Raw genomic sequence first — 24,683 nt, forward strand, 5'->3', positions numbered from 1 at the left:
CGTCGATGTTAAAAAACGTGAAGATATAATGCACTTAGACAAAGATCTCTCAACGTGGCAGACGTTTCGTCGTCTCTGGCCAATGATAGCCCCCCATAAAGCAGGACTGTTTATTGCTGCTGTTGCCCTCATTATCAATGCGGCAGGGGATACATTAATGTTATCGCTTCTTAAACCATTACTAGATGATGGGTTTGGGAAAGCGGATAAGTCAGTCTTGCTGTGGATGCCCTTAGCGGTAATTGGCTTAATGTTAATCCGCGGTGTGACCAGTTATGCCTCCAGCTACTGTATCTCTTGGGTATCGGGTAATGTAGTGATGGGGATGCGTCGCAGTTTATTCTCCCATATGATGAGTATGCCAGTTTCCTTCTTTGACCAGCAATCGACGGGAACGCTCCTTTCTAGAATAACCTATGACTCCGAGCAAGTTGCCTCTTCATCCTCTAGCGCCCTGGTGACGGTGGTGAGAGAAGGTGCCTCGATCATCGGTTTATTTATTATGATGTTTTATTATAGCTGGCAACTTTCGCTGATTTTGATTTTACTTGCGCCGATCGTCTCTTTCACGATTCGACTGGTCTCCAAGCGTTTTCGTAATATCAGTAAATCCATGCAAAACACTATGGGTGAAGTGACGACCAGTGCCGAGCAGATGCTCAAGGGTCATAAAGAAGTGCTTATTTTTGGTGGTCAAGAAATCGAGTCACAACGCTTCGCGGTGGTGAGTAATCGGATGCGTCAACAGGGCATGAAATTAGTCAGTGCGTCATCCATTTCCGATCCTATCATTCAATTGATTGCGTCTTTAGCGCTCGCCTTCATTCTTTACGCCGCGAGCTTCCCGGCCGTGATGGATACCTTAACGGCAGGCACAATCACCGTGGTCTTCTCTTCGATGATTGCCTTAATGCGTCCCCTGAAGTCATTAACTAACGTTAATGCGCAGTTCCAGCGCGGCATGGCAGCCTGTCAGACGCTGTTTAGTATTCTCGATGCTGAACAGGAAGTCGATAACGGGCAACGTACGACCGTACGCGCCCAAGGTGATATTGAATTCCGTAACGTCACTTTTACTTATCCAGGACGTGAAACCCCCGCGCTGAAAAATATTAATCTGACACTGCCCGCAGGGAAAACGGTCGCCTTAGTTGGCCGCTCAGGCTCGGGTAAATCGACGTTAGCCAGTTTACTCACGCGCTTTTATGATATTCAGTCGGGTCAGATTCTATTGGACGGTCATGAAATCACTGACTATACGCTGCAGTCTCTGCGTAATCAGGTGGCGTTAGTCTCACAGAACGTCCATCTGTTTAACGATACTATCGCCAACAATATCGCCTATGCTCGGTCTGATCAATACAGCCGCGAAGATATCGAAGAGGTAGCAAAGATGGCGCATGCCATGGACTTTATCTCGCGTATGGCTAATGGCTTGGATACCGTGATTGGGGAGAATGGGGTGCTGCTGTCCGGGGGGCAACGTCAGCGTATCGCCATTGCCCGCGCACTGCTGCGTGATTGTCCAATTTTAATCTTAGACGAAGCGACCTCTGCCTTAGACACTGAATCTGAGCGCGCTATCCAATCAGCGTTGGACGAATTACAGCGTAATCGTACCTCGCTAGTGATTGCGCACCGCTTATCGACGATTGAGAAGGCCGATATGATTGTTGTAGTCGAAGACGGTCAAATCATTGAGCGGGGTACCCACCAAGAACTCCTCGCTCAAGCGGGCGCCTATGCGCAACTTCACCGTATTCAGTTCGGACAATGATCGAGCGCTTTTGGAGCGGTGAATCGGCAGGATGGCGACTCCTCCTGCCTCTTTCTTGGCTTTATGGCGCCATCACTGCTGGCATTCGTTTAGCGTATCGGTGTGGACTTAAGAAAAGCTGGAAAGCGCCCATCCCGGTTGTCGTGGTCGGTAACCTTACCGCAGGGGGCAACGGTAAAACCCCTGTCGTGATCTGGTTAGTCGAGCAGCTTCAACAACGCGGCCTCACTCCTGCGGTAGTCTCTCGCGGTTATGGTGGTAAAGCGCCGCATTATCCTTTATTGCTCAATGCGCAGACCCCCGCCGATCAAGCGGGTGATGAGCCGGTACTGATTCATCAACGTACTGGGGCGCCTGTGGCGGTCGCGCCTAAACGTAGTGAGGCGATTAAAGCCTTACTGCAGGCGAATAAAGAGATTTCGGTGATTATTACGGATGACGGGTTACAGCATTACGCTTTGCAGCGCGATATTGAGATTGTCGTCATAGACGGCGAAAGACGTTTTGGCAATGGTTGGTGGCTTCCTGCAGGCCCAATGCGCGAACGTGCTTCACGCTTAGCCAGTGTCGACGCTGTCATTACTAACGGTGGCGAAGCGCATACGGGTGAAATTCCCATGCGTTTGGTGCCGCGTCAGTGGATTAATCTGGCTACCGGTCATACACTTCCCTTAACCGCATTTGTCGATAAGCCGTCAGTGGCCTTTGCCGGGATTGGTTATCCGCCGCGTTTCTTCGCGACATTGCACGCGCAGGGGATCCATCCGCAACACGAGGTCGCTTTTGACGACCACCAGGCTTATCGCGTTGAGGATATTTCTGGTTTAGCGAGCCGTGATCAGGCGCTACTGATGACGGAAAAGGATGCGGTAAAATGTCGACCTTTTGCTGTAGAGAGCTGGTGGTATTTACCTGTGGAAGCGCAATTACCGCAACCTGACGCAGACATATTACTAAACAAAATACTGGCATTGCTGCCGACTGCTGATCACGGGATAACCCCTTAGCAGTTTATCTGATTTTTCAATCTGGAGGTCATATGGATCATCGTTTAGCTGGCATCGTCGCTTGCCCTGTGTGTCACGGTAAGCTTGACTACCATCCTCAAGAACAAGAGTTAATTTGTAAACCTGATGGCTTAGCTTTTCCTATCCAAGACGGGATTCCTGTCTTGCTAGAAAATGAATCCCGTAGCTTAACTGCGGACGAGCGCTAATAATGAGCTTTGTGGTGATTATCCCGGCACGTTATGCCTCCTCGCGGCTACCCGGTAAGCCGTTAGCGGATATTCATGGGCAACCGATGATTGTTCATGTCCTGAACCAAGCTCGGGCTGCAGGCGCAGACCGAGTTATTGTCGCCACAGATCATGCTGAGGTGGCGGCAGCGGTCGATGCTGCGGGGGGCGAAGTGTGTATGACCCGTGCCGATCATCAATCGGGTACTGAACGTTTAGCGGAAGTCATCGAAAAATACAGATTCGATGATTCGACCATCATCGTTAATGTACAAGGCGATGAGCCGTTAATTCCTCCGGTGATTATCAAACAGGTCGCGACCAATTTAGCTCACGCTGACTGTGGTATGGCAACGTTATCCGCGCCCATTACCGACGCTCATGAAGCATTTAATCCCAATGCGGTCAAAGTCGTCACCGATAAACAGGGCTATGCCTTGTATTTTTCTAGGGCCACTATTCCTTGGGATCGTGAACGTTTTGCGCAGTCTCAGGCAACGATTGGTGATCAGTTCCAGCGCCACCTCGGCATTTATGCCTACCGTGCAGGATTTATTCGCCAATATATCACTTGGGCACCTTGCCCGCTTGAGCAGTGCGAATTGCTGGAGCAGTTACGCGTATTATGGAACGGTGAAAAAATTCACGTCGCGACGGCCGAAGCGATTCCGGCTGTCGGGGTGGATACTGCAGAAGATCTCGCAAGAGTAAGAGAAGTTCTCGCGTAAAACCTTGGTTAGCCCTTGGGCTAACCTTGCGTTATCCATTGCCATACTCGACCTAACCCCTCATACCAAGCGCGCTCACTGTGGCTTAACCAATAGGGTGAGGGGATGGCACGCTCCCAACCGTTAAGCGGCGAGTGGATAGCTAACTGATTGGCAGGAGCCGGAAAGGGCGATAATTGCTGCTCTGCAAAAAATTGTAAGGCTCTCGGCAGATGATTAGCCGAGGTCACCAAAATAAAGGGCTTATCGCCCAGCAATTGTTTTACGGCGATAGCTTCTTGATGTGTATCGCGAGGTGACTCCAACGCTATCATTTTATCTCTGGGCACGCCGAGCGTCTCAGCAACTTCTTCGGCCACACTCGCGCTACTGCGCGGGTTATGCGCTGCGGCGGCACCGGTAAAAATGAGTTTTGCCGACGGATTCATTCGCCATTGCCTGACCCCTTCTGTGACCCTTGGCAAACTGTTCCCTAATAAGTTGGAACTGGGCGCCCACTGTGGGTTATAAGTGTAACCGCCGCCGAGCACCACAATCGCGTCCACCTGTGTGGGATGGTTTAGCGTCGGGTAATGGTTCTCTAGCGGCATTAATAAGCGATCGGCAACCGGCTGTAGACTTAATAGTAGTAGGAGTAACCAACCACTGGTCAGGCAGACTTTTGCTAAGCGTTGACGTTGGCTAAACCATAACAAAAACAGTCCAATGCCTATCAGGACTAATAAAAAAGGCAGTGGCAGCAATAAGCCACCGAGTATTTTTTTTAATGTAAATAGCATCGTTAAACCCCGAATCGAACGAAAAAACAGCAGCCAACACAGGATTCTGCAGGCAATAGCTCCATTCCCATCAGAGCTGTGACAAAATAGCATATTTCCTCTGTCGTTTATGCGGAGTATCAGTATGATGGATCGAAATTTCGATGATTTGGCAGAACGTTTTGCTCAAAACATCTATGGCACCCTTAAGGGGCGTATACGACAGATTATTCTTTGGGAAGAGTTAGATCAGATATTGGCGACCTTTCCCAACGCGAGCTTATCCATTCTCGATGCGGGGGGAGGTATTGGGCAGATCTCTTCTGGCTTAGCGCAGCGTGGTCATCACATTACGTTTTGCGATGTCTCTGAACAGATGTTGATCCGTGCCAAGCAGCATGCACAAGAGCAAGGTGTTGCGTCGCAGATGAAGTTTATCCAAACGAGTGCGCAACAAGTGGGCACTCAACTGGAAAAACCTGTCGATATCGTTCTATTCCATGCGGTACTGGAATGGGTGGCTGAGCCTGAAAAAACGCTCGCGGCGTTATTCGACACCCTATCGCCGGGTGGCGTGTTATCATTGATGTTTTACAATCTTCATGGCTTGACGCTGCAGAATTTAACTTTGGGAAATTTCGGTTATCTGAAGGCTCACATGAAGAAGCGAAAGAAAAAGACTCTTTCGCCCGATTACCCGCGCGCTCCCGCAGAGGTCGACCAATGGTTAACGAACGTTGGTTTTGACATTGAAAGTAAAGCGGGGATCCGAGTGTTTAGTGACTTCATCCGCGATCTGCCTCCTTCAGCAAACGGTGAAGAGGGGATTATTGAAATGGAACGGCGTTACAGTCGTCAGGAACCTTTTATGAGTTTAGGGCGTTATATTCACGTCACGGCACGTAAGCCCGCAATAAAGGATGAGCTATGAGTGATTTTACCCAGACCATACCTGAGCTAGTGTCGTGGGCCCGCAAAAGTGATTTTGCAATCTCTCTTCCCGTCGAGCGATTAGCTTTTCTGCTCGCCATCGCGACGCTGAATGGCGAGCGTATTGAAGGCGAGCTGACGGAGTCTGAGTTATTCGATGCTTTTAAGCATGTCAGTAATGTATTCGAACAGAGCCCAGAAACGGTCGAGCTGAGGGGAAATAATGCGATTAACGATATGGTTAAACAGCGCATTCTTAACCGATTTACCTCTGAGCAAGCTGAAGGCTATGCCATCTATCGTTTAACACCGTTAGCCATCGGCATTACTGATTATTATGTGCGGCAAAAAGAGTTTTCCACCCTACGTTTATCGATGCAGTTATCGATTGTGGGCAATGAACTCAAGCGCGCGGCAGACGATGCACACCAAGATGGCGACCAATTCCATTGGCACCGTAACGTGTTTGCACCGCTAAAGTATTCGGTCGCTGAAATTTTCGACAGCATCGATTTAACACAGCGCCAAATGGACGAGCAGCAGCAGCAAATTAAACAAGAGATTGCAGACTTGTTAAATAAAGATTGGCGAGCCGCTATCTCAAGTTGTGAGATCCTGCTGTCAGAAACTTCAGGAACCTTGCGTGAACTGCAAGATACGCTGGAAGCGGCAGGCGATAAACTGCAAACCCATCTACTCGTTATTCAAGAATCTATCTATGGTATCCCAGACCTTGCCTATATTGATAAATTGATCTTCGAACTGCAAAATAAATTAGACAGAATTATCAGTTGGGGCCAACAAGCTATCGACTTATGGATAGGGTATGACCGCCATGTGCATAAGTTTATCCGTACTGCGATCGACTTGGATAAAAACCGTGTCTTCGCACAGCGCTTACGGCAATCGGTTCAACACTATTTCGAAGCCCCTTGGGCGCTCACCTACAGCAGTGCTGAGCGGTTATACGACACGCGTGATGACGAAATGACCTTACGCAACGACGATGTGATGGGTGAGCTTCCACCAGAACTCGAATTCGAAGAGTTCAATGAAATTCGCGAGCAGTTAGCCGCCATGATTGAACACGCTCTTCAGGCTTACCGTCGTGAAGGTAAGCCGCTCAATCTTGCCGAGGTGATGAAACTTTACCTCGCACAATACCCTCGGGCACGCCATTTCGACCTCGCACGCATTGTGGTTGACCAAGCGGTGCAACTGGGGGTTTCAGAAGCTGATTTAGCAGGATTACCTGCAGAATGGCACACTATTAATGAATATGGCGCTAAGGTGCAGGCACATGTCATCGACAAATATTGAACAAGTGATGCCAGTTAAATTGGCACAAGCTCTTGCTAATCCATTATTTCCAGCCTTAGACAGCCAATTACGTGCAGGTCGCCATATCAGTCTGGAAGATCTCGACCAACATGCTTTATTGATGGATTTCGAGCACGAACTCGCCGAATTTTACGGCCGTTATCATGTAGAGTTAGTCCGCGCACCAGAAGGTTTCTTCTACCTGCGTCCACGTTCGACGACACTGATCGCGCGTTCGGTGCTGTCGGAGTTGGATATGATGGTCGGTAAAATTCTATGTTACCTCTATCTCAGTCCAGAACGCTTAGCCAATGAGGGGATCTTCACCTTTCAAGAGCTGTATGACGAATTGTTGGGCTTGGCCGATGAGAGCAAATTACTGCGTTTTGTTAACCAACGCTCCACGGGGTCAGACGTTGACAGGGCGAAACTGCTCGATAAAGTACGTTCTTCCTTAAACCGCTTACGCCGTTTAGGTATGGTGTGGTTTATGGCAAACGACAGCAGTAAATTCAGAATTAAAGAGTCAGTCTTTCGTTTCGGTGCAGAAGTCCGCAGCGGCGATGATCCCCGCGAGGCGCAACTACGCTTAATACGTGACGGAGAAGCGGTCGAAATCGAAACCGGTTCAGGCCTGACAGATGAAGAAAAAGAGCGTGCCGACGATGACGCGGCCGAAGGGCAACAAGAAGGTGATGACGCATGATTGAACGTGGAAAATTTCGTTCGCTTACCCTGATAAACTGGAATGGTTTTTTTGCCCGGACGTTTGATCTGGATGAATTGGTCACGACCCTATCAGGGGGGAACGGCGCGGGTAAATCGACGACAATGGCGGCCTTTATCACCGCGTTGATCCCTGATTTGACCCTATTACACTTTCGTAATACCACCGAAGCCGGTGCGACCACCGGATCACGGGATAAAGGCCTACACGGTAAACTGCGCCCAGGTGTGTGTTATGCGGCCTTAGATGTCGTCAACTCCCGCGGCCAGCGCTCGTTAGTCGGTGTACGTCTTCAGCAAGTGGCCGGTCGTGATAAAAAAGTCGATATCAAGTCCTTTAGTATTCACGATATCCCAGAAGATACCTTACCGACGGATCTCTTAACCGAAGTCTTAAACAGTCGTCAGGCCAAGGTGCGCCCGCTGAGTGAAGTCAAAGAGCGAATGGATGCGCAACAGGTCATGAGCTTTAAATCGTACAGTTCGGTGACCGATTATCACAGCATGATGTTTGATCATGGCATCGTTCCCCGTCGTTTACGTAGCCAGAGTGACCGCAGCAAATTCTATCGCCTGATTGAAGCCTCACTTTATGGCGGGATCTCGAGTACCATCACTCGTTCACTACGCGATTATTTATTACCTGAAAACGGTGGTGTGCGTAAGGCTTTCCAAGATATGGAAGGGGCCTTACGAGAAAACAGGATGACGCTCGAAGCGATTCGTGTCACCCAAGCCGATCGCAGTCTATTCAAACACCTGATTACCGAAGCAACCCAATATGTTGCCTCGGACTATATGCGTCATGCGAATGATCGCCGTATTAATTTAGATGGCGCAATTGCGCTACGTCAAGAGTTGCTCACGGGTCGTCATCAGTTGAAGACTGAACAGTTCCGACATGTGGAGATGGCTCGCGAGCTGTCGGAGCACGTTGGGGCAGAAGGGGACTTGGAGAGCGAATATCAAGCTGCCAGTGATCACCTTACCGTGGTACAGAATGCGGTGCGCCAGCAAGAAAAAATTGAGCGTTATGAAAACGAGATCGAAGAGCTCTCTTATCGTCTAGAAGAGCAGCAAGAAGTGGTCGCTGAAGCTCAAGAGATCAATGAAGCGCATCAAGCGAACGTTGAAGCCTCCGAAATCGAAGTGGATGAACTGAAAAGTCAGCTCGCCAACTTCCAACAGGCGCTAGACGTTCAGCAAACGCGTGCTATTCAATATCAGCAGGCGGTTAACGCGCTGCAGCGCGCCAAAGATCTGTGTCATATCGAGGATTTATCCTCTGAAAACGCCGCAGAATGGCAGGCCCGTTTCCAAGCGCGTGAAGAGGAAGCAACCAATTTACTGCTTAACTTGGAACAGAAGCTCAGCGTCGCGCAGGCAGCACACAGCCAATTTAATCAAGCATTAGAACTGGTTCAACAAATCAGTGGCCCGGTGAATCGTGCCGAAGCCTGGCAAGTTGGACGTGAAGCACTGCGTGAAGCGCAACAACAACGCCACCTAGCGGATCAACTCCCTTCATTGCGCTCGCGTCTGTCTGAGCTAGAACAGCGGCTTCGCGAGCAGCACGATGCAGAGCGTCTGTTAGCGGAGTTTTGTAAACGGCAGGGCCAACAGTATGAAGCCGATGTTCTCGAAGACTTACATCGCGAATACGAAGCACGCATCGAACAGCTGAGTGCAGGCGTCGACGAAGCCAGTGAGCAGCGTTTACTCCATCGCCAGTCGTTGGATCAGATTCGTGAAAAGATCAGCGCTCTGACCAACCGTGCGCCTCATTGGTTAGCGGCACAAGAAATCCTGACACAGTTGAGCGAGCAGACCGGCCAAGTCTTTACGCAGAGCAGTCAGGTTACAGAATATATGCAGTATCTGCTGGAACGTGAGCGAGAGACCACCGTTGAACGTGATGAGGTGGCCAGCCGTCGCCGCCAAGTCGAACAGCAAATCGAACGCCTAAGCCAACCGGGTGGCGCGGAAGACAGTCGCTTAAATCACTTAGCTGAAAAGTTCGGTGGTGTACTGTTATCTGAGATTTATGATGACGTTACCCTAGAAGACGCTCCATACTTCTCGGCGTTATACGGTCCTTCTCGACATGCGATCGTCGTGCCGGAGTTGGCCCCCGTCCAAGCACTGTTAGCCGATCTTGAAGATTGCCCCGAAGACCTCTATTTAATTGAAGGGGATCCTCAATCTTTCGACGATAGCGTATTCAGTGTCGAGGAACTGAACAAAGCTGTAGTGGTGAAAATTGCTGATCGTCAGTGGCGTTATTCCCGTTTCCCGAAAATCCCTCTTTTTGGCCGGGCTGCCCGCGAAAATCAACTGGAACTGCTCTCGCAAGAGCGTGATGTACTGAGTGAAAAATATGCCACTCTCTCCTTTGATGTGCAGAAGTCACAGCGTCTTCACCAATCCTTTAGCCGTTTCATCGGGAGTCATCTGGCCATTGCCTTCGAACAGGATCCCGAAGTGCAAATCCGCCAACTGACCTCGCGCCGTACCGATATCGAACGGGCGATGGCACAACATGAAGCGAACACTCAACAGCAGCGTCAGCAATTCGAAATGGCCCGAGAAGGGGTGGCATTACTCAACCGTCTCCTGCCACGCGTGAATTTGCTGTTAGACGAAACCCTATCGGATCGTAGCGAAGAGCTACGTGAGCAGGTTGAGGAGTCGCAAGAAGCGGCACGCTTCTTACATCAGTTTGGGCAAAAGCTCGCCAAGCTAGAGCCGATGATTAGTGTTTTACAAAGTGATCCCGAACAGCATCAACAATTACAGGACGATTACCGTACCGCTCAGCAACAGCAGCGTGATTACCGCCAACAAGCTTTCTCGCTTACCGAAGTGGTTCAGCGTCGTGCGCACTTCAACTATTCTGAAGCGGAAGGAATGGTCGATGGGAATAGCGATTTAACCCAAAAATTACGTCAGCAGTTAGAACATGCTGAGGGTGAACGTGCCGAGTTACGTGACCGTTTACGCCAGCACCAGCAGCAATTAACGCAAAGCAGCCAGCTGCTTGCCTCGCTAAAAAGTTCCTATGACGCGAAGCGCGATATGCTGTCGGAGTTGCAACAAGAGATGCAAGTCTTGGGGGCAAAAGCCGATCCCCATGCCGAGTTACAAGCAAAAGAATTACGCGACTCGCTTTATCACCAGTTAAGCCATAACCGCGCCCGCCGTCATCAATTGGAAAAACAATTGACCTTCTGTGAAGCGGAGATGGAGTCTTTACAAAAACGTTTACGTAAAGTCGAGCGGGATTACAGCCAAAGCCGTAACCAAGTGGTGACCGCGAAAGCGGGCTGGTGTACGGTCTTGCGGTTAGTCAAAGAGAATGGCTTGGAAAGACGCTTACATCGTCGTGAACTGGCCTATTTAGGCGGCGATGAACTCCGTTCTATGTCGGATAAAGCGCTAGGCGCATTACGTTTAGCGGTGGCCGACAATGAGCATCTACGCGACGTTTTACGCTTATCGGAAGATCCACGTTATCCAGAGCGTAAAATTCGCTTCTTTATTGCCGTTTATCAGCATCTCCGTGAACGGATCCGTCAAGACATTATCCGTACCGATGATCCGATCGAAGCTATCGAACAGATGGAAATCGAGCTTAACCGCTTAACGGAAGAACTGACTTCCCGCGAACAAACGCTGGCGATCAGTTCACGCAGTGCTGCGAATATTATCCGTAAAACGATTCAACGCGAGCAAACCCGTATTCGTCAATTAAACCAAGGGTTACAAGCGGTTAAATTCGGTCAGGTCAATAGCGTGCGCTTGAATGTCAATGTGCGAGAGGCCCACTCGACACTACTGGAGACCTTGGCTCAAGATCACGAGCAACATCAAGACCTGTTTAACAGTCAACGGCTTACCTTCTCTGAAGCCTTAGCCAAACTGTACCAACGTCTTAATCCGCATATCGACATAGGCAGTCGTACTCCACAGGTTATCGGTGAAGAGTTATTGGATTATCGTAACTACTTGGAGATGGAAGTCGAAGTCAATCGTGGCTCTGATGGCTGGTTACGAGCCGAGAGCGGGGCGCTGTCGACAGGTGAAGCGATCGGTACCGGGATGTCCATTTTGGTCATGGTGGTACAAAGCTGGGAAGATGAATCGCGTCGTCTCAGAGGGAAAGATATTTCTCCCTGCCGCTTACTGTTTCTGGATGAAGCCGCACGATTGGATGCGCGATCAATCGCCACGTTATTTGAGCTGTGCGAGCGGCTTGAGATGCAATTAGTCATTGCGGCACCCGAAAATATTAGTCCTGAAAAAGGCACAACCTATAAATTAATGCGTAAAGTTGTTAATGAGATTGAACATGTGCATGTGGTTGGATTGAAAGGGTTTTCCCCTGAAGTCACCCCCGCTCAGGCAAGCTCTGAATCTCTCGCTGACCAGAATTAGATTAACCCAAATTATCAATTATTCCTGATTAAACGACATTTGTTTATAACAAATGTCGTTTTTTCGATTACACTCAAAGGAAGAAAATAATAAAAAACATTGAACTTTTTGGTGCGTGTCTAAACAAGGTAAGGAGTCAGGGATGTTTCTAAAGTGTTTTCAACTCAAACCGGTATTGCTAATCGGCGGTATGTCGTTAGCGATCGGCAGTTCAATGGCCGCGCAAGCCGCCTCTGAACAGGCGAGCTCACCTATTACTCACACTAATACTCCTAGCCAGCGTATTGCTTCTATCTATCAAGCGTTACCTTCCGGTGTTTCCCCCTATTACGGTAGTTTGTTAACCTCGATCTATCGTCAGCAGCATCAGCAACCGTTATGGACGGACGAAGCGGCGATTCACAGCTTCGAGCAACAGCTTTCTGAGGTGGCGTTATCTGGCGTCCAACCCCAGTTTGCTCGCTGGCTCTCGGTGTTAAGCCGTAATGATTTATCGGGTGAGGCACGCGATGTCGTACTCTCCGATGCGTTATTGGGGTATTTACAATTTGTGAACGCAGCACCTGCGCAAGGAGAAACCTGGTTCTATGGCCCGACTGGTTTTCGCTTGACAGCACCCAGTTCAGCACTGGTTGCACGCTGGATACAAGCCGTCAACCACGGTACGACCCAACACTTTATCGATGGCTTAATGCCTCAGCACCCGCAATATCGTCCGATGCAAAAAGCACTGGTGGTATTATTAGCGGATAACAAACCCTGGCCAAAGACCGATTTAACCCACACTATCCGCCCTGGCGACAGTGATCCTGCCGTTCCGCAATTGAGACAGTTACTCGTGCGCGCCGGTTGGCTTAGAGAAGCGCAAGCTCAGGCCTCTATTCCCGCATCGACTCAACCCGATCAAGCGGTCTCGGCGCCACCGCAAACTGTCGCAGCGCCAAGTCAGCAAAGAATGTTATCTCCTGCTCCGGCTTCAACCAGCAACGCGCCAGCGAGCACGGGGCCAGCTGAAGATATCTATTCCGACGCCATGGTTTCAGCAGTAAAACGATTCCAGCATTGGCAGGGATTAACCGATGACGGGATTATTGGTTATAAAACCCGTGAATGGTTAACTATTACTCCGCATCAACGTGCGACGTTGCTTGCGTTGAACATGCAACGTTTACGCCTATTACCTGATGATATGCATAATGGCATTATGGTGAATATCGCGAACTATTCCCTTAACTATTATGTTGATGGTAAGACTATTCTTTCTTCACGCGTTATCGTGGGTCGTCCGGAAAGGAAAACCCCCCTGATGCGCAGTGCTTTGAACAGTGTCGTTCTCAACCCAACGTGGACGGTGCCGAATACCCTGATTCGTGAAGATTTGGTACCAAAACTCCGCAAGGACCCTAGCTATCTGGCCAAGCATAACTTTACCCTCTATTCTGGATGGGGGGCTGACGCTACGGCGGTAAACCCATCGAGCGTCAACTGGCAGACCGTTTCAGCTTCGGCTTTCCCTTATCGCGTAATGCAATCGCCGGGACCGCAAAACTCCTTGGGACGCTATAAGTTTAATATGCCGAGTTCTGATGCAATCTATTTGCACGACACGCCAAACCATGGGTTATTTCAGCAAGACATCCGAGCCATTAGCTCAGGCTGTGTGCGGGTGAATAAAGCGTCGCAATTGGCCGGCTTGCTCCTAAAAGATGTCGGTTGGGATCAGAGTCGCATTAACGCGACACTGGAGAGTCGCACTACACGACCAATTTCGATTCGCCATCGCATCCCCGTCAATCTTTATTACTTAACGGCGTGGGTCAGTGAGGACGGACAGGCACAATTCCGTACCGACATCTATAATTATGATCAATTGGCGCGTTCAGGTTGGAGCGCAATCAGTAGCGCCGAGAAGTTTTTATTATAGACTCACCGTTCAGCTGGCGAATAAGCCAGCTGAATGTATTGCTAAGTGTAAGTAAATTGATCGTTCTCATGTCTGCGTCTTGACGAAGGGCAACACTCTGGGTATGGTTCATCTGTTGTTTTTTTGTCCTCTTGTCTCGCGGATGTCATGCCCATGGAAAAAATTGATTCACATCGCCGTAAACTGCTTTTACTTGGCTCAGCTGCAGCCGGTCTTTCTTGCCTACCACACTATGCACAAGCCTCTTTATCGACCTCGCGACCCAAAATTTTGACGTTGAATAACATTAATACCGGTGAGAGTTTACAAGCAGAGTTCTTTAACGGTAAAACCTATAACCCGAGTGAGCTTGCAAGGCTTAATCATTTTTTCCGTGATTACCGCGCAGATAAAATTCACGCCATAGACCCACACCTCTTTGAACATATCTACCGTCTCCAATTGATGTTGGAAACGCGCAAGCCTATTCAGTTGGTTTCAGGCTTCCGCAGTATTGCCACCAATAATCATCTACGTGGGAGAAGTGCTCACAGCGGTGTTGCCAAGCACAGCTATCATACCTTAGGTCAGGCCATGGATTTCCATATCGAAGGCATTGCGCTGAGTAATGTCCGTAAAGCCGCACTGAAAATGAACGCCGGTGGGGTGGGGTATTACCCTAAGAGTAATTTTGTCCATATCGACACCGGTCCAGTTCGTCATTGGTCCTGATATGAATAACTCGATGAATGCTATAGAGTTTACACTGATCCCCGTCACCGCTTTTGCACAAAATTGTAGCCTGGTGATCTGTACTGAGACGGGGGGCGCGGCGTTAATTGACCCCGGCGGTGATGCTGAAAAGATCACTGCACTATTACATCAACACGCTATCCAGATTGATAAAATTTTACTGACACATGGTCATTTAGATCATGTGGGGGCGGCAAAGGTTTTGGCGAAACAGTTTAACGTCCCACTCATCGGCCCACATCGCGATGATCTTTTTCTCTTTGAGAGTTTGCCTCAGCAAAGCGCGATATTTGGTTTTCCCCATTGTGAGGTGTTTTATCCCAATCAATGGTTAGAGGAAGGCGAGTCCATCAACGTTGGTGCATTGCAATTTAGCATCCTGCATTGTCCAGGTCACACACCTGGGCATATCGTCTTTTATCAAGCGGCGCAGCAATTATTATTCTCTGGCGATGTGATTTTCAAAGGCGGAGTGGGGCGCAGTGATTTTCCCCGTGGCAATGGGCAACAATTGATTGCATCGATTGAACAAAAGTTACTGCCGCTCGGTGATGACGTCACGTTTATTCCAGGCCATGGCCCCCGTTCGACTCTTGGGCATGAACGCTTGACCAATCCTTTTCTGCGCTAATAAATGCCCGGTCATTGCCGGGCATTTATCCTTATCGCGTCACACTAATAATTGATTCGCAGAGACGTGACATATTTTCCGGTGTCATCCCAGCAATATTGATCCGGCCTGAGGCAACGGCGTAGATGGCAAACTCGTCACGTAATCGCATCACCTGTTCTTTGGTGAGTCCGCTGTAAGAAAACATCCCATTCTGTTTATTGATAAACGAGAAGTCTAGGGTCGCACCTTTATCTTGTAAAGTCTGTACGAACAGCTGACGCATACGCTGAATACGCTGGCGTACCTCTAAAAGCTCTTGCTCCCAAATCGCTCTTAGGCTGTCGTCATTCAGAATAGTGGTGACGACGGCTGCGCCATGTGAAGGCGGATTGGAGTAATTTGCGCGGATCACGGCTTTGACTTGGCTAAACGCATCGTTGCCTGATTGAGGCGTGGTGGTTTTCAGCGTGAAAGCCCCGGTACGTTCGTTGTATAAACCAAAGTTTTTAGAGAAGGAGCTACAAACAATAAACTCTTGATGAGATTGCGCGAACAGACGCAGGCCTTGCGCATCCTCATCTAAACCTTGCCCGAGTCCTTGATAGGCAAAGTCGAACAGCGGAAGTAACGATTTACTGAGTAATAGTTCAGAAAGTTGCTGCCACTGTTCCAGCGTTGGGTCGATGCCGGTTGGATTATGGCAACATCCATGAAGTAAAACGACATCGCCAGCTTCCGCGGACTCCAGTGAATTGAGCATTGCCGAGAAGTCTAGAGTATGGCTCTCTGGCTGATAATAATTATAGGTCGCGACTTCTAAGCCACTCGCGGTAAAAATATTATGATGATTCGGCCAGCTGGGGTTACTGACCCAAATACGTCTCGCTGTGGTATGTTGCGCAAGAAAATCTGCGGCGACACGCAAGGCGCCCGTTCCGCCAGGGGTCTGTGCGGTATAGAGGCATTGAGTGTCGAGAATAGGGTTGCCTGCGCCAAAAAGTAAGCGTTGGCTGGCCTGAGCATAGTCGCTATAGCCTTCAATACTGAGATAATTTTTACTTGTTTCGGTTTCGACTAACTGCTGCTCAGCTTTTTTGACACTGACCATCACAGGGGTATGGCCGGTTTCATCTTTATAGACCCCTATGCCTAAATTAATCTTATTAGTACGAAGATCATTCTTATATAAATCCGCTAACCCTAAGATGGGATCAGCAGGCGCAGCAGGAATTGATTCAAACATAATAATATCCGAATTGACGTGTTGTAAATGTTAGGGTAGCGGTATGTCGAGTACTGTACAACGCTTAGTGAAAGAAAATTCTGAGGATTGTGAAGTGTGAAGTGGCTACCCCTCAAGGTAGTCACTAACAGAACTTAGAATTGGTAGACAAGACCCGTCGCAACGATGTTGTCGTTGTTAATACCGAGTTTATTGTTATTACTCAGCTGATTAATACGGTAATCAACATAGGTCGACATATTTTTGTTGAAGTAGTAGCTTGCCCCAACATCGATATATTTCACGAGATCAACATCACCAATCCCTTCAACATCCTTCGCTTTTTGCTGGATGAATGCTAAAGATGGGCGTAAACCGAAGCGGAACTGATACTGCGCGACGGCTTCAAAGTTTTGCGTTTTATTCGCAAAACCAGATTTGGACACCCCGTTGATATCACTGCTGATACGGGTCGCGTTTTGTCCTTCTGCATAGGTAACGGCAACATAGACAGGGGCGTTGTCGTATTTCAGACCCACACCCCACACACTGGCGGTGTCGCCACTGCCGTAATCCATATTATGTTGTTTCGTGGTCCGGTTTTGTTGTTGATAAGCACCTGTAATAGCGAAGCTATACGGCAGTGCGTAACTGGTAGAAAGGCCCCAGCCATCGCCATTCGACCGTAGTGCATCATCGCGGTCGTTTTTACCTTGATACTGCAGGGCAACATTTAATCCTTCAATTAATCCGAAGAAATTAGCATTACGATAGGTGGCAACACCCGTGGTACGGCCAGTCATAGAGTCAGAGTAACCAAAGTCACCCCCAAATTCTGGCAGCATATCGGTGTAGCTCAACGCATCATAAGCGATGGCATAGCTGCGGCCGTAATCGATGGCGCCATATTGGTCGAAACGAAGACCGGCGAATCCCAAGCGGGTTTTATTACCGTTTTGCGCATCACTCCCTTCACTGTTGTTAGTTTGGATGTTGTATTCCCATTGACCGTAACCGGTCATATTCTCATTGATTTGCGTTTCACCTTTGAAACCAAAACGCACATAGGAGAAATCACCATCACTGCCGTTATCACTCGAAAAATAGTGTAACCCGACAGCCTTACCATACAAATCTAGCTTGTTACCGTCTTTATTGTAGATTTCTGCAGCCTGCGCTGAAGAGAGGACTAAAAGACTAGGAACGAGGAGAGAAAGAATTTTACGCTTCATCATTAATACCCTCATTGGCATTATTGTTAATTATTTTTATGTTTTTGAGATCAAAAGCCCGGTGCGGGCTCGTATTGAATAGCATTTTTAGTAATATTTACAACTGTGTTGAAACAAAAGGAAGATAAACACCACATTTATAGCGGTATCAAAAGGTAACATAATGTGACTTTTTCTTTTTTGCAATGATCTCTATCAACAGGCAAAAAAAATCCGCCGCAGCGGATTCTTATTAGTGAGTCTTATGTTAGAAGTTTGCACTGCGTGGGGTTCGAGGGAACGCGATGACATCCCGTACATTTTGTACGCCGGTAACATAGGAGACGAGGCGTTCGAAGCCTAAGCCAAAACCTGAGTGTGGCACAGTACCGTAGCGACGCAAATCACGATACCACCAGTAGTCTTCTTTATTTAGGCCCATTTCAGCTAAACGTTGGTCCAGCACGTCTAAACGTTCCTCACGCTCAGAGCCACCAATAATTTCACCAATCCCCGGGGCTAACACATCCATCGCCGCAACGGTCTTACCATCATCATTCAAGCGCATATAGAAGGCTTTGATGTCTTTCGGGTAGTTCTTCACGACCACCGGTGCAGCAAAATGTTTTTCAGCTAAGTAGCGTTCGTGTTCCGAAGAGAGGTCGATTCCCCATTCGACGGGGTTTTCGAAGGTTTGACCAGAGTTAAGCAGAATCTCGATCGCATCGGTGTAATCGATTTGGGCAAAATCGCTGCTAACGAACTTTACTAAACGGCTAATCGCTTCCTTATCTACGCGCTCTGCAAAGAAGGCGAGGTCGTCAGCACGCTCGGTTAAGACTGCATTAAAGCAATATTTCAACATCGCTTCTGCTAAGGCTGCGGCATCATCTAAGTGAGCAAACGCGACTTCCGGTTCGACCATCCAAAATTCGGCTAGGTGACGGCTAGTGTTGGAGTTTTCTGCACGGAACGTCGGGCCAAAGGTATAGATCTTGGACAATGCGCTAGCATAAGTCTCACCGTTTAGCTGTCCCGATACGGTAAGGAACGCTTCTTTACCGAAGAAGTCTTGGCTATAGTCGACTTTTCCTTGATCGTTGCGAGGCAGATTTTCCATATCCAGTGTTGAGACACGGAAGAGTTCGCCAGCACCTTCGGTATCCGAAGCCGTGATCAACGGCGTCGAGACCCAAAAATAGCCTTGCTCGTTAAAGAAGCGGTGAATCGCTTGAGCTAAAGTATTACGAACGCGTGCGACGGCACCAATTAAGTTGGTGCGCGGACGTAAGTGGGCAACTTCACGTAGATATTCGATGCTGTGACGTTTAGCCGCCATTGGATAGCTATCAGGATCTTCGACCCAACCCACGACCTTGACTGCCGTCGCTTGAATTTCGAAAGATTGACCTTGGCCTGGAGAAGCGACCACCGTCCCGGTAACTTCGACGGAGCAGCCAGTCGTCAGGTGCAACACTTCATCTTGATAATTATTAAGCGAATTATTTACAACCGCCTGAACAGGATTAAAGCAGGAGCCATCATAAATGGCGATAAAGGAAATACCAGCTTTGGAATCTCTACGGGTACGCACCCAGCCACGCACGGTAACTTCTGACTCTACCGCTACACGACCGTCTAGCACGTCCACGACAGGCACTATGCTCATAATACTCTCTCTGTTAGATGGGATCACTATTGAATAAGGTAGGATATGTTACTCAGGCAGGGTAAGTAAACAAGCAAAATAGATAGAAAAAAAAGGATTAGGCCAGATTATCTCTGGCCTAGGGTTAGCCTGTACAATTTATCTTCGGTAAGTCGAACGCTTTTTCCAGTGCTTTAACAAAAGAAACGTCTTGGCAGATGGTTTTGCCAGGACTATCCGACAATTTTGCCACCGGTTTGCCATCACAGCGGGTCAGCTTAATCACAATGTTCAGTGGGCTTACACCAGGCAGATCGCAGGTGAGGCGTGTGCCAACACCGAAAATAATATTGATGCGTGGATCGAAGTGGCGGTAAAGTTCTAGCGCCTTATCTAAGGTTAGACTGTCGGAAAAAACCAAGGTTTTCTCTCGGGGGTCAATCCCAAGGGAAAGGTAATGCTTGATGATTTTCTCGCCCCATGCAACGGGATCGCCCGAATCGTGACGAACCCCTTGGTAGCGGTTGGCAAAGTTAAATCCGAAGTCGCGTAAAAATGCATCGGTGGCGATACAGTCAGTTAAGGCGATACCGAGCATATCATTATACTCTTCTAACCACGCCTGCAGCGCGGCACGTTGACTGTGCGCTAACTCGGAGCTGATCTGTTGGTGCGCTTGAAACCATTCGTGCGCTTGGGTGCCAACAGGGGCTAACTGATGGCGCCGCGCAATATCGTAATTACTGGTTCCGACCAGCCAAGGTACTTCCCTGACTAACTCCGCCACCACAGATTCTTGCACGGATTGAGAGAAGCGTCGACGAGTCCCAAAATCCATTAATTTGAAACGTGACATATCGAGGTCAGCTGAGTCGGCTTTAAATTTCGCTAATTTGGTGTTGAGCAGCGTTAACGCGTCGGCAGCGGTAACGCCAGGGGAGCGATCACGGTGCACAATTTCAGAGATCAAGGCTAATAGCGGCACTTCCCAAAGAATCACTTCGATCCAAGGACCCGTAATGGTCAGCACTAATTGGCCTTGCTGATTACTGACTTCAACTTGTTGCGGCGTAAAGCGGAAAGTCTTAAGCCAATTTAGGTAATCGATGGTGAAGAAGGGCAGGGAGGCTAAATAACGGTACTCTTCGTCCGTTAAGGCCAGTTGCTGCATTAGGTTGATTTGCGTGAGGATTTCCTCGGCATAACATCCGAGTAACTCATCGCCTCGGCACCGAAACTCGGCGGTGACGGATAAATGTCGATAGCGATGAAACACCGCTTGCTGCATATGCAATTTATAGGCATCTGTATCAAGCAGCGTGGTCAGTATCGGAGAAGCAAGTGGTTTCATAGTGCTTATCGGCATCCTTTGGACATTATCACTCTGCAGCCCGGCAGAAAAAGTCGTTATATCAGGGAATAGTATAACTTGTCGTCCCAAAAAGTGAATTGGATCACACCATAGATTATTAGCGAAATCGAGAATAAATTGTGCTAAATGTTAAAATTATGTTCTTAGAGGAGGTCGACTTGCCGTTAAGGACTGGAATCTGGTATAGAGAGCACCTAGACTTTGAGTTAACACTCTATCATTGATATGGACATGGCATGACACAGCAACCACAAGTTAAATATCGCAAAGATTACACCGCGCCTGCATTTACCATCACCGATATCGATTTAACGTTTCACCTAGATGAAAAGACCACTAAGGTTCTCGCGGTAAGCCAAGTTAAGCGTTGCGATGCGTCTGCAAAAGATCTGCTGTTACAGGGAGAAGGGCTAGTCCTCGTCCAGGTAAACATAAACGGTAATCCATGGCAGGACTATTCCATCGAATCCGGGAACTTACTGTTACGCAATGTCCCTGAGCACTTCACGCTAGAAATTGAAAATGAGATCCACCCAGACCAAAACAGTGCCTTAGAAGGTCTTTATAAATCGGGTGAAGCACTCTGTACTCAATGTGAAGCTGAAGGTTTCCATCACATTACCTGGTATTTGGATCGCCCCGACGTCTTGGCGCGTTTCAGCACCACGATCTATGCCGATAAACAGCGTTATCCTTATTTATTATCCAATGGCAACCGCATTGACGGCGGCGAACTGGACGATGGCCAGCATTGGATTAAATGGCAAGATCCCTTCCCAAAACCTTGTTATCTCTTCGCGCTAGTGGCCGGTGATTTTGAGGTATTACGCGATACGTTTACCACACAATCCGGACGCGATGTCGCATTAGAAATCTTTGTCGACCACGGTAACCTTGACCGTGCGGGCTGGGCGATGACCTCGCTGAAACAGAGTATGAAGTGGGATGAAGAACGCTTTAATTTAGAATATGACTTAGATATTTTCATGATCGTTGCCGTCGACTTCTTCAATATGGGCGCAATGGAGAATAAAGGTCTTAATATTTTCAACTCGAAATATGTTCTCGCTAAACCAGAAACTGCTACCGATAAAGACTATCTCGGCATTGAAGCGGTGATCGGTCATGAATATTTCCATAACTGGAGTGGTAACCGTGTCACCTGTCGTGATTGGTTCCAGTTGAGCTTAAAAGAAGGGCTGACCGTTTTCCGCGATCAAGAATTCAGCTCCGATTTAGGCTCTCGTGCGGTTAATCGCATCGATAATGTCCGCGTGATGCGTGGCGCACAGTTTGCCGAGGATGCGAGCCCTATGGCCCACCCAATCCGTCCTGAGCAAGTGATGGAGATGAACAACTTCTACACCTTGACCGTATACGAGAAAGGGTCGGAAGTCATCCGTATGATCCACACCTTGCTGGGGGAAGAAAAGTTCCAAGCCGGTATCGCCCTCTATTTCCAACGTCATGATGGCAGCGCTGCGACCTGCGAAGACTTTGTAAAAGCGATGGAAGATGCTTCGGGAATCGATCTCACACAATTCCGCCAATGGTACCGCCAATCAGGTACTCCGGTACTGACGGTTGAGGACGATTATGATCCGAATAGCGAAACCTATACGCTGACCGTGACCCAAGAAACACCTGCTACGGCCGACCAAGCTGAAAAAAAACCACTGCACATCCCTTTGGCGATAGAGTTATACGATAACGAAGGACAGGTTATCCCGCTGCAGTACAAGGGTGAAGCGATCGAACCGGTCCTAAACGTCACTGAATCGACCCAAATTTTTGTCTTCGATAAGGTCTGGTTTCAACCCACGCCAGCGCTACTATGCGAGTTTTCTGCGCCCGTTAAATTGCATTACCAATGGAGTGACGCACAACTTACATTCTTAATGCAACATGCGCGTAATGCCTTCACTCGCTGGGACGCGGCACAGAGCTTATTAGCCATCTACTTGAAATTGAATGTTGCGCGTTTTGCACAACAACAGCCGCTATCTGTCCCTCGTCACGTGGTCGATGCGTTCCGTGCAGTACTGGTGGATGAGTCTATTGATCCGGCCCTTAAAGCGCAGATCTTTACGCTGCCTTCTGAGAACGAGATCGCTGAATGGTTTGAGGTCATTAACCCTACCGCCATTGCTGCGGTAAGAGCCTCGCTATTACAACTGTTAGCAACGGCGCTAGTAAAAGAATTGAAGGTTGCCTACGACAGTAATCAATGCGCAGATTACCGCGTTCAAGAAGAAGATATCGGTAAACGCGCGCTTAAGAATATTGCGCTGTCTTACTTAGTCTTTGCAGAAGCTGAGCTAGGTGAGCAATTAGCGGTTAACCAGTACCAATCGGCCAATAATATGACCGATGCGTTAGCCGCAATCAGCAGTGCCGTGTCGGCGCAACTTCCTGCAGCGGAACAATTGCTTACACAATGGGACGAGCGTTGGTATCAAGACGGTTTAGTGATGGATAAGTGGTTTATCTTACAAGCCACGCGCCCTGGAGAGCATGTGGTCGAGAACGTCCGTCAGCTACTGACGCATCGTTCATTTACCATGAAAAACCCTAACCGGGTGCGCTCGTTAATCGGCGCTTTCTGTTCCGCAAACCCAGCTGCTTTCCATGCTGAGGACGGTTCAGGGTATCAATTCTTAGTGGAGATGCTAACGGATCTCAATCATCGTAACCCGCAAATTGCGGCAAGGATGATTGAACCGTTAATCCGCTTGAAGCGTTACGATGAAGGCCGTCAACAGCTGATGCGTGCAGCCTTAGAGCAACTCTTGACGTTGGATAATCTGTCTCGGGATCTTTATGAGAAGATCACCAAAGCTTTAGCTGCGTAGTCACCCTCTATAAAGCTCTAGGCGCAAGGCCTAGAGCTTATTTCTCGTACCCACGCGAGTTAAATTTACTTTCATCCCAAAAATGCTACCATCCCCCCCTGACTGAAGTCCGTCGCTATCACTATTGTCAGCCTTTGGAGGGGAAATGTTGTATCCATTAATTCGTTCTGCGCTATTCCAGTTTGATGCCGAAAAAATCCATGAACAGACGATTCATGCGTTAAAAAAAGTTAGCGGAACGCCCTTTGAAGCGCTGATCACTCAACGCTTGGCCAATAAGCCGGTCGAATCGATGGGCATTACTTTCCCAAACCCGGTTGGTTTAGCCGCGGGACTTGATAAAAATGGCGAATGTATTGATGCTTTCGCCGCAATGGGCTTTGGGTTCATTGAGATCGGTACGGTGACGCCTCGTGCACAAGCTGGAAACGACAAGCCAAGGTTATTTCGCCTAGAACAGGCGGAAGGGATTATTAACCGGATGGGTTTCAATAATCACGGTGTCGATCAACTGGTTGAAAACGTAAAGGCCTCTCGCTACCGCGGCGTTTTAGGTATTAATATTGGTAAAAATAAAGATACGCCGGTTGAACAGGGTAGCGATGATTATTTATTCTGCATGGAAAAAGTCTATGCCCACGCCAGTTATATCACCGTTAATATTTCTTCCCCCAACACTCCAGGATTACGATCTTTACAATATGGTGAAGCACTGGATGAATTATTGGCAGCGATCAAAACTAAACAACATGATCTACAACAACGACATTTAAAGTATGTGCCAGTGGTCGTAAAGATCGCGCCGGATCTTTCAATTGAAGAATTGATTCAAGTTGCAGACAGTTTGGTCCGACATAATATAGATGGTGTGATTGCTACCAATACCACCTTAGACCGCGCATTAGTGACAGGCCTTCCTTACGCAAATGAAGCTGGGGGATTAAGTGGGCGTCCAGTCCAATTGAAGTCGACCGAAATTATTAGACAACTACACAGTGAACTACGAGGCGCCTTACCTATTATTGGCGTCGGCGGCATCGATTCACTGATGGCGGCGAAGGAAAAACGCGCTGCGGGGGCGACATTATTACAAGTTTATTCAGGTTTTATTTATCACGGACCAAAATTAATTAAAAATATTGTGATGGGTATTTAATCGATAATCGGCTCGCACAGATAAAGTGGTTTATTTTTTGTGC

18 protein-coding genes are annotated in these 24,683 nt (G+C 48.4%); 13 read left to right on the forward strand and 5 right to left on the reverse strand.

What is annotated here, in order from left to right:
- Positions 1-28: 28 nt before the first annotated feature.
- From msbA to kdsB, 4 genes are read left to right on the forward strand one after another with little or no spacing between them, the layout of a single operon-like run.
- Positions 29-1,777, forward strand: a complete 1,749-nt coding sequence (gene msbA / locus BMX14_RS06890; RefSeq protein ID WP_092674654.1) for a lipid A ABC transporter ATP-binding protein/permease MsbA — start codon at positions 29-31, stop codon at positions 1,775-1,777.
- Positions 1,774-2,784, forward strand: a complete 1,011-nt coding sequence (gene lpxK, locus BMX14_RS06895; protein WP_092674657.1) for a tetraacyldisaccharide 4'-kinase — start codon at positions 1,774-1,776, stop codon at positions 2,782-2,784. Before msbA ends, lpxK begins: the two co-directional genes overlap by 4 nt.
- 32 nt (positions 2,785-2,816) lie before the next feature.
- Positions 2,817-2,993, forward strand: coding sequence for a Trm112 family protein (locus tag BMX14_RS06900; protein WP_092674660.1), 177 nt, complete (start codon positions 2,817-2,819; stop codon positions 2,991-2,993).
- A gap of 2 nt (positions 2,994-2,995) precedes the next feature.
- Positions 2,996-3,742 carry a 3-deoxy-manno-octulosonate cytidylyltransferase gene (gene kdsB / locus BMX14_RS06905; RefSeq protein ID WP_092674663.1) on the forward strand — a complete coding sequence of 249 codons (747 nt, stop codon included), beginning with the start codon at positions 2,996-2,998 and terminating at the stop codon, positions 3,740-3,742.
- Between the two features lie 20 nt (positions 3,743-3,762).
- Here kdsB and elyC read toward each other — a convergent pair whose 3' ends face one another.
- On the reverse strand, positions 3,763-4,521 hold the full coding sequence (elyC, locus tag BMX14_RS06910; protein ID WP_092674799.1) for an envelope biogenesis factor ElyC: 759 nt from the start codon (positions 4,519-4,521) through the stop codon (positions 3,763-3,765).
- A gap of 124 nt (positions 4,522-4,645) precedes the next feature.
- On the opposite strand from elyC, the gene cmoM reads away from it, so the two are divergent.
- From cmoM to BMX14_RS06945, 7 genes are all read left to right on the forward strand, one after another.
- Complete coding sequence (cmoM, locus tag BMX14_RS06915) at positions 4,646-5,431, forward strand: tRNA uridine 5-oxyacetic acid(34) methyltransferase CmoM (RefSeq protein ID WP_092674666.1); 786 nt, start codon at positions 4,646-4,648, stop codon at positions 5,429-5,431.
- On the forward strand, positions 5,428-6,750 hold the full coding sequence (gene mukF, locus BMX14_RS06920) for a chromosome partition protein MukF (protein ID WP_092674668.1): 1,323 nt from the start codon (positions 5,428-5,430) through the stop codon (positions 6,748-6,750). Before cmoM ends, mukF begins: the two co-directional genes overlap by 4 nt.
- The gene (mukE, locus tag BMX14_RS06925) at positions 6,731-7,456 is read left to right on the forward strand and encodes a chromosome partition protein MukE (protein ID WP_092674671.1); all 726 of its coding nucleotides are present in this window, start codon (positions 6,731-6,733) and stop codon (positions 7,454-7,456) included. Before mukF ends, mukE begins: the two co-directional genes overlap by 20 nt.
- Complete coding sequence (mukB, locus tag BMX14_RS06930) at positions 7,453-11,910, forward strand: chromosome partition protein MukB (protein WP_092674674.1); 4,458 nt, start codon at positions 7,453-7,455, stop codon at positions 11,908-11,910. Before mukE ends, mukB begins: the two co-directional genes overlap by 4 nt.
- 142 nt (positions 11,911-12,052) lie before the next feature.
- Positions 12,053-13,834 carry a L,D-transpeptidase gene (gene ldtD / locus BMX14_RS06935; protein ID WP_177173100.1) on the forward strand — a complete coding sequence of 594 codons (1,782 nt, stop codon included), beginning with the start codon at positions 12,053-12,055 and terminating at the stop codon, positions 13,832-13,834.
- Positions 13,835-13,987: 153 nt separating this feature from the next.
- Entirely contained in the window at positions 13,988-14,545 is a 558-nt protein-coding gene (locus BMX14_RS06940) for a YcbK family protein (RefSeq protein WP_092674677.1), read from the forward strand.
- Positions 14,546-14,567: 22 nt separating this feature from the next.
- Positions 14,568-15,197: an MBL fold metallo-hydrolase gene (locus BMX14_RS06945; RefSeq protein ID WP_092674803.1), complete on the forward strand. Its 630-nt coding sequence runs from the start codon at positions 14,568-14,570 to the stop codon at positions 15,195-15,197.
- A gap of 31 nt (positions 15,198-15,228) precedes the next feature.
- Here the strand turns inward: BMX14_RS06945 and BMX14_RS06950 are convergent, their stop codons facing one another.
- From BMX14_RS06950 to pncB, 4 genes are all read right to left on the reverse strand, one after another.
- Positions 15,229-16,422 (reverse strand): amino acid aminotransferase, encoded by a 1,194-nt coding sequence (locus tag BMX14_RS06950; RefSeq protein WP_092674680.1) that lies wholly within the window; start codon positions 16,420-16,422, stop codon positions 15,229-15,231.
- Positions 16,423-16,556: 134 nt separating this feature from the next.
- Positions 16,557-17,636 carry a porin gene (locus BMX14_RS06955; RefSeq protein WP_092674683.1) on the reverse strand — a complete coding sequence of 360 codons (1,080 nt, stop codon included), beginning with the start codon at positions 17,634-17,636 and terminating at the stop codon, positions 16,557-16,559.
- A 244-nt stretch (positions 17,637-17,880) separates the two neighbouring features.
- Positions 17,881-19,281 (reverse strand): asparagine--tRNA ligase, encoded by a 1,401-nt coding sequence (gene asnS / locus BMX14_RS06960; RefSeq protein ID WP_092674686.1) that lies wholly within the window; start codon positions 19,279-19,281, stop codon positions 17,881-17,883.
- A 124-nt stretch (positions 19,282-19,405) separates the two neighbouring features.
- Positions 19,406-20,611, reverse strand: coding sequence for a nicotinate phosphoribosyltransferase (gene pncB, locus BMX14_RS06965; RefSeq protein WP_092674689.1), 1,206 nt, complete (start codon positions 20,609-20,611; stop codon positions 19,406-19,408).
- A 257-nt stretch (positions 20,612-20,868) separates the two neighbouring features.
- Between pncB and pepN the strand changes: the two genes are divergently transcribed.
- Positions 20,869-23,484 carry an aminopeptidase N gene (gene pepN, locus BMX14_RS06970; RefSeq protein WP_092674692.1) on the forward strand — a complete coding sequence of 872 codons (2,616 nt, stop codon included), beginning with the start codon at positions 20,869-20,871 and terminating at the stop codon, positions 23,482-23,484.
- Positions 23,485-23,629: 145 nt separating this feature from the next.
- Positions 23,630-24,640 (forward strand): quinone-dependent dihydroorotate dehydrogenase, encoded by a 1,011-nt coding sequence (gene pyrD, locus BMX14_RS06975; RefSeq protein ID WP_092674695.1) that lies wholly within the window; start codon positions 23,630-23,632, stop codon positions 24,638-24,640.
- Positions 24,641-24,683: the final 43 nt, after the last annotated feature.

The organism is Rosenbergiella nectarea (assembly GCF_900111105.1).
Classification (GTDB): Bacteria; Pseudomonadota; Gammaproteobacteria; order Enterobacterales; family Enterobacteriaceae; genus Rosenbergiella; species Rosenbergiella nectarea.